5 protein-coding genes are annotated in these 6,893 nt (G+C 75.9%); 1 reads left to right on the top strand and 4 read right to left on the bottom strand.

Annotated elements, in window-relative coordinates; translation table 11 throughout:
- Positions 1-104 precede the first annotated feature (104 nt).
- Positions 105-299, bottom strand: a complete 195-nt coding sequence (locus ACFV0G_RS14915) for a hypothetical protein (RefSeq protein WP_380546614.1) — start codon at positions 297-299, stop codon at positions 105-107.
- Between the two features lie 469 nt (positions 300-768).
- Here ACFV0G_RS14915 and ACFV0G_RS14910 point away from each other — a divergent pair, with 469 nt between their 5' ends.
- On the top strand, positions 769-3,273 hold the full coding sequence (locus ACFV0G_RS14910; RefSeq protein ID WP_380546612.1) for a glycoside hydrolase family 9 protein: 2,505 nt from the start codon (positions 769-771) through the stop codon (positions 3,271-3,273).
- 49 nt (positions 3,274-3,322) lie between these two features.
- Here ACFV0G_RS14910 and ACFV0G_RS14905 read toward each other — a convergent pair whose 3' ends face one another.
- From ACFV0G_RS14905 to ACFV0G_RS14895, 3 genes are all read right to left on the bottom strand, one after another.
- Complete coding sequence (locus tag ACFV0G_RS14905) at positions 3,323-4,183, bottom strand: alpha/beta hydrolase fold domain-containing protein (protein WP_380546610.1); 861 nt, start codon at positions 4,181-4,183, stop codon at positions 3,323-3,325.
- A gap of 186 nt (positions 4,184-4,369) precedes the next feature.
- Positions 4,370-5,590, bottom strand: a complete 1,221-nt coding sequence (locus ACFV0G_RS14900) for a helix-turn-helix domain-containing protein (protein ID WP_380546608.1) — start codon at positions 5,588-5,590, stop codon at positions 4,370-4,372.
- Between the two features lie 125 nt (positions 5,591-5,715).
- Positions 5,716-6,696, bottom strand: coding sequence for an adenosine deaminase (locus ACFV0G_RS14895; protein WP_380546606.1), 981 nt, complete (start codon positions 6,694-6,696; stop codon positions 5,716-5,718).
- Between the last annotated feature and the right edge of the window lie 197 nt (positions 6,697-6,893).

Genomic DNA, 6,893 nt, shown 5'->3' with positions numbered 1-6,893 from the left:
CAGCTCTCTACCTCCCGCGCCCGAGTCCGTCACTGGAGCCCCACACTGAGCCCCCGCCGGGCGCCCCCCGCGGTGCTACCCCCCCAGTTCCCGACGAGGAGTCGTCAGTCCGGGTAGTGCATGCCGGCCCGGCAGCGGGCGGCGGCGACCCGGCCGGACTCCCCGTCGCCGTCCTGCCCGGCCCCGGCATCAACCTCGCCGATGATCCCGTGCAGGATCCGGCTGAGCTCGTCGTCCGACACGGCGCGGCGCATGCTGCGGGCCTCGGCAGCGGCCGGGGCCGGTACGTCCTCGATCACGGTCTTCCGCTTCCTTCCAGACGGGTGCGGATCCGGTGGCGCCGCACCCGCTGCACCCAGTCCACCCTCCTTGAGCGGGCATTGCACCCGCCCTTGACGCACGCCGAACGTCTCCGGGGCCGTTCCTGACGCCTCCCTGACGCCGGACCCGGCCCGTCGGGTCACTGCTCGCCGGCGGGCAGCCGCCATCCGTACGGCATCAGCTCCTGTTCCCAGCCGGGCGATCCGGCCAGCTCGGCGGCGGCGCGCATCCACCCCGTCGATCATGGAACCGACCCTACGGTCCGCCGCATGCACCGCCCACCGGACCCGGCCGCCGGGCCGAACGCCCCCTCCGGCCGCCGCTCCGGCGGAAAGGTCTCGCGGGATTCGCGTCCGGCGCCTTGACGTGCCCGCGGCAGGGCTGGCTTGATTGGTCTTGGGAGCGCTCCCACGCCCTGCCGATCCCCCACCCGAGGAAGGCCCCTCCGTGTCACCAGTCACCGCCACGCGGGCGTTATCGCGACGCGCCGCCGCCCTGATCGCCACTGCCGCGCTGGCCGCCACCGGGCTCGCGACCGTCCCGGCCCCGGCCGCCGCCGTGACCGCACCGGCGACGGCGCCGGCCGCTGCCGTTGCCGACACCGGTCCGCCGGTGCGGGTCAACCAGCTCGGGTACCTGCCGGACGGCCCCAAGCGGGCCACCGTGGTGAGCTCCGCGACGGCCCCGCTCACCTGGCAGCTGCGCACCGCCGCCGGCACCACCGTGGCCTCCGGCACCACCGCGGTGCACGGGGCCGACACCGCCTCCGGCGACTCCACCCACCTGGTGGACTTCTCCTCGTACACCGGGTCCGGGACGGGCTTCACGCTCACCGTCGACGGCCAGGTCAGCTACCCGTTCGACATCGCGGCCGGGCTCTACGACGGCCTGCGCGCCGACGCGATGTCGTTCTTCTACCAGCAGCGCAGCGGCATCGCGATCGACCCTGCGCTGGCCGGCGCCGCCTATGCGCGCCCGGCCGGCCACCTCGGTGTGGCGCCGAACAAGGGCGACACGTCCGTGCCCTGCCAGGCCGGGGTCTGCGACTACGCCCTGGACGTGCGCGGCGGCTGGTACGACGCGGGTGACCAGGGCAAGTACGTGGTCAACGGCGGCATCGCCACCTGGCAGCTGGTCAACTCCTTCGAGCGGGCGCAGCGGCAGGGCACGGCGGCCGCCGCGGGCGACTCCACGCTGCGGGTGCCGGAACGCGGCAACGGCGTCCCGGACGTGCTCGACGAGGCACGCTGGGAGCTGGACTTCCTGATGCGGATGCAGGTGCCGGCGGGCAAGCCGCTGGCCGGGATGGCGTTCCACAAGATCCACGACGCGCAGTGGACGGGTCTGCCGACCCGCCCCGACCAGGACGGCCAGCAGCGCGAGCTGCACGCACCGTCCACCGCCGCCACGCTCAACCTGGCGGCGACGACGGCCCAGTGCGCCCGGGTCTACGCCCCGTACGACGCGGCGTTCGCGGCCCGCTGCCTCGATGCGGCGAAGCGGGCCTGGGCCGCCGCGAAGGCCGATCCGAACGTGCTCGCCCCCGGCAGCGACTCCACCGGCGGCGGCGCCTACGACGACGCCCAGGTGGGCGACGAGTTCTACTGGGCCGCGGCGGAGCTGTTCGCCACCACCGGGGAGTCGCAGTACCGGGACGCGGTGACCTCCTCGCCGTTCCACAGCGGTCCCGCCGACGCGTTCTGGTGGGGCGGTACGGCGACGCTCGGCCGGATCACCCTGGCGACGGTGCCCGGTGTCGCCCTGCCCGCCGACGACCTGGCCCGGCTGCGTGCCTCGCTGGTCACCGCGGCGGACGGCTATCTCGCCACCATGGCGGGCCAGGGCTATGCCGTCCCCTTCGGGGCGGACGGGTATGTGTGGGGCTCCAACAGCTCGGTCGCGAACGACGCCGTCACGATCGCCGTCGCGTACGAGCTGACCGGCCAGAAGCGTTACCGGGACGGCGCGTTGGAGTCGCTGGACTACCTGCTCGGCCGGAACGCACTGAACCGGTCGTACGTGACCGGCTACGGCGAGCACGCCTCGGAGAACGAGCACCACCGGTTCTGGGCGCACGAGAACGACGCCTCGCTGCCGCACCCGCCGGCCGGCTCGTTCGCCGGCGGGCCGAACTCCGGTCTCCAGGACCCGGTCGCGCAGGCTCAGTTGGCCGGATGCGCGCCCGCGAAGTGCTATGTCGACGACATCGGCTCCTACTCCACCAACGAGGTCGCGATCAACTGGAACGCGCCGCTGGCCTGGCTGGCCGCGTTCGCCGCCGACCAGGGCGGCAGCCGCCCGCGGCCGGCCCCGCGGGCGGTGGCCGATCCGGCCGCGGTCACCGTGGCCGAGGGCTCCTCGGCCACGGTCGGGATCCGGCTCTCGGCCGCGCCCGCACAGGACGTCACCGTGGCAGTGGCGCGCGCCTCCGGCGACCCGGATCTGTCGGTCGCCGCGGGTGCCTCGCTGGTCTTCACCCCGGCGAACTGGGCGACCGCGCAGCAGGTGCGGATCGCGGCGGCGCAGGACGCCGACGCGGCCAACGGCACCGCCTCGTTCTCGGTCGGCGGGCCGGGGGTCGACGGCACCGCGTTCACCGCCACCGAGGCGGACGACGACGGTGTGCCGCCGACGGCCCCGTGCGCTGTCGTCTACCACGTCGACAGTGCGTGGAACGGCGGCTTCACCGCGACCGTGACGGTGCGCAACACCGGCCGGGCCACGGTGGCCGGCTGGACGCTCGGCTGGACGTTCCCCGGCGATCAGCGGATCACCAACGCGTGGAACGCCACGGCCGCGCAGAGCGGCGCCGCCGTCACCGCCGGGGACGCCGGCTGGAACGGCACGCTCGCCCCCGGCGGAACGGCGAGCTTCGGCTTCCAGGCGAGCTCGGCCTCCGGCGCCGGCACCGCCCCCACCGCGTTCACCCTGAACGGCGCGGCCTGCGGCTGACCTCGGACCGCCGCCCGGCACGCCCTTCGCGGGGCGTGCGGGGCGGGCGTCAGCCGGCCCGGACGGCCGCGGCCACCGCTTCCTCCGCCGCGGCGTCCGGCAGCAGGTGGCGCCGGAGGAAGGCGACCGACTCGCCGATGAGGGCGTCGATGTCCGCGGCGCCCTCGAAGCAGTGGTCGGCGCCGGGCACGACGCGCAGTTCGGAGCTGTTCCCGGCCTCCCGCATCCGCTCGTGCAGGCGGCGGCTGTGCGCGGGTGGCAGCTGCCGGTCGTCCGCGCCGTGCATCAGCAGGAAGGGCGGTGCGCCGGGCCGCACCTGGTGGACGGCGCCCGCCTGCCTCGCCAGTTCGGGGCGCTCGGAGGGCCGGCCGCCGAGCAGCAGCGCCACCGGCGAGTCCGGTGTGTCGACACCGTCGGCCAGCGGGTCCGTCATCGGGTACCAGAGGACGGCCGCGGCGGCCCGGTCGTCGGCGAGCGCGGCCAGGGCGGCCAACGTGGCGCCCCCGGACTCGCCCCCCATCCCGCTACCGCGGCCCTCCAGGCCGAGTTCGCCGGCCCGGTCGGTCAGCATCGCGACGGCCGCCCGGACGTCGTCGAGCTGGGCCGGGAAGCGGGCCTCGCCGGACAGCCGGTAGTCGATCGTGGCACAGGCCAGCCCGGCGGCGTTGAGCCGGCGGAAGAGCGAGCCGGGTGCCAGGGTGTCCGGCAGGTAGCGGCGGTCGCCGCCGAGGAAGGCGCCGCCGTGGATCCAGACCACCACCGGTACCGGCCACGGCCGCCGCGGCCGGTGGAGGTCGAGCAGCAGCGGGCGGTGGCCCGGGACGAGTGCGTACGTGATCCCCTCGCGCCGCGCGGCTGCGGGCCGTTCGGCGCCGGGGCCGAACAGCCCCGGCGGCAGGTCCTCGGACACGGCGACCCCCTCGGATCCGGTGTGCATCCCGCGGGCCGGCCGGCAGCTGCACCGGTCGGCGGGATGCTCTGCGCCGGTGGGCCGAACGTACGTCAGGAGGGGCGATCGTGCAATAAATCGATCGCCTGACGGAATTTCACTGCACAGGCGAGCAAGAACGCCAATACCCTCATCGGGGCGGGGTGGTCAGTACGGGATCCCCAGCCGGTCGGCCGCCTCGCGGACCGGGCCGGCCCCGCGGGAGCGCCGGACGGCGGCGAGAACGGTCTCGGCGGCCATCGGGTGGGCGCGGACGACCTGCGGTGCGAGCCGGTCCGCGGCGAGGAGTTCCCGGACGGCCGCGGTGTCGTCCCCGGCCCGGGCCTGCGCCCGGGCCCGGTCGATGCCGTGCCGGGCGCGCCGGGCAGCGGGCAGCCGGCCGAGCGGGGCATTGGCGACGGCGTCCAGGAGGTCGGTGTCGCCGCCGAGTTCGAGCCCGGCATGGACGGCGTGAACGGCGTGCTCGGCGGCGCAGAAGTCGGTCTGATGGCGCGGCTCGGCCCCCGCCCGGTCCGCCGCGGTGGCCGCCTCGCCGAGGTGGGGGGCGGAGTCCGCCTGCGACCCGCGCTGGGCGGCCAGGACGGCGCCGACCAGGTGCAGGGTGCCCCACACGCTCCACGCGCCGGGGGCCCGGCCGAGCAGCGGGTCCGTCCGGTCGAGTCCGGAGGCGACCAGGCGGTCGGCCTCGGCGGTCGCCCCGGCCGCCGCGCAGATCTCCGCCCGGAGCCACTGCACGGCGGCGGCCGCCACCGGGTCACCGGTCACGGCCGCGGCGCGGGCGGACTCGGCTGCGGCCAGCGCGGCCAGGTCGGGATGGCCGAGGCGCTTGGCGAGGACGGCCGCGGCGTGCGCGGCCTCGGCGAGCAACTGGTGCACGGCGGCCCGGTCGGCCTCCGGCGCCACCGCGGCGGCGGCGCGCAGATCGTCCAGCAGCGACGGCAGGTCGCGGGCGAGCCGGTCGTGGCGGCCGTCGCGCCGCAGCCGGTCGGCCTCGTCCGTCCGGCGGCGCAGGTCGTCCGGACCGGCCGGCCCGCCGACCCGGTCGAGGACGTCGGCGTCGGCTGTCGGGCCGGTGTCCGACTGGCCGCGGAGCAGGGCGCGCCGCAGGGCCGGGAGCGCCAGGTCCGCGGCGCGGGTGTGCGGGTCGCCGGCGCCGCCCGGCCGGCCGAGCAGGTCGGCGGGGTCGGCGCCGAGCGCCTCGGCGAGGGCGTGGACCATCGTGTACCGGTCCAGGCGGCGGCTGCCGGACTCGACCGAGCGCAGCCACGCGGCGTCCCGGCCGACCGCCTCGGCGACCTGCCCGTGGGTGAGGCCGAGGGCCTCCCGGCGGAGCGCGACGCGCCGGCCGATGAAGAGCCGAGCTTCCAACGGGACCCTCCCCCGGTCGGTGGCCCTACCCCGAGGTAGGCCTGACCACCGTAGGCCGCACCGACCGGGCCGCCGGGGACGCCGCGGACGTGTCGCCCGGGCGTCCGGCGGCTCCGGCGGCCGGGTCACCGGTGGGCGTCGACCTCGGCGAGGTAGCGGGCCCGGGTGGCGTCGTCGAGGAAGGCCGCCTCGAAGGAGTTCCTGGCCAGGGTGCGGACCTGGTCGTCCGTCAGCCCGAGCGCGGCCGCGGTGCCGGTGAGGTTCTCGTCCACGTACCCGCCGAAGTACGCCGGGTCGTCCGAGTTGACGGTGGCGAGCAGACCGGCGTCGAGCATCCGGCGCAGCGGGTGGTCGGCGAGGGTGTCGACGCAGCGGAGCCGGACGTTCGAGAACGGGCAGACGGTGAGCGGGATGCGCTCGGCGGCCAGGCGGGCGACCAGCTCGGGGTCCTCCAGCGAGCGGATGCCGTGGTCGATCCGCTCCACGCCGAGCACGTCGAGGGCCTCGCGGACGTACTCCGGCGGGCCCTCCTCGCCGGCGTGGGCGACCAGGTGCAGGCCGAGTTCGCGGGCGCGGGCGTAGGCCCGGGCGAACTTCGCGGGCGGGTTGCCGACCTCGGCCGAGTCCAGGCCGACGCCGGTGATCAGGTCGAGGTACGGCTCGGCGGCCGCGAGCACGGCGAGCGCCTCGGACTCCGGGCGGTCGCGCAGGAAGCAGAGGATGAGGCCGGTGGTGATGCCGTACTGCTCCTCGCTGCGGGCCAGGGCGGCCGACAGTCCCTTGATGACGGTGTCGAACGACACCCCGCGGCCGAGGTGCGCCTGCGGGTCGAAGAAGATCTCGGCGTGCCGGACACCCTGCTCGCGCGCCCGGTCCAGGTAGGCCTCGGCGAGTTCGGTGAAGTCCTCCGCGGTCAGCAGGACGTCCATCAGCCGGTAGTACAGGTCCAGGAAGGACTGGAGGTCGTCGAACCGGTAGGCCGCCCGCAGCTGGTCGGCGTCCTCGTACGGGAGGTCGACGCCGTTGCGGTCGGCGAGCTTGATGGCGAGGTCGGGCTCCAGCGTTCCTTCGATGTGCAGGTGGAGCTCAGCTTTGGGTATCGGCATCCGGTGATTCTACGGAATGAATTCCTTCGTTTGTTCGGCCCACTCCGGCGCAGCGCCGTCGGCCGGCCGGCCGTCCCGGAGCGCGGCCGGGGACGGCGGGTGCAGCGTGATGTCCGCGTGGAGGTGGGCGGCGTCGGAACCCCCCCCCCCCTACGATCTCAGGCCCGCGCGGTGCCGTGGGAGCCACGCCGCCGGGG

The organism is Kitasatospora sp. NPDC059571, from assembly GCF_042735675.1.
Taxonomy (GTDB): domain Bacteria; phylum Actinomycetota; class Actinomycetes; order Streptomycetales; family Streptomycetaceae; genus Kitasatospora.
The sequence above is the reverse complement of the archived record's forward strand: the minus strand, read 5'-3'. Positions and strand labels throughout refer to the sequence as shown.

Bases quoted from the DNA above. Each gene is read 5' to 3' on its own strand.
- ACFV0G_RS14895 (WP_380546606.1), bottom strand. From the start codon at position 6,696: ATGCCGATACCCAAAGCTGAGCTCCACCTGCACATCGAAGGAACGCTG.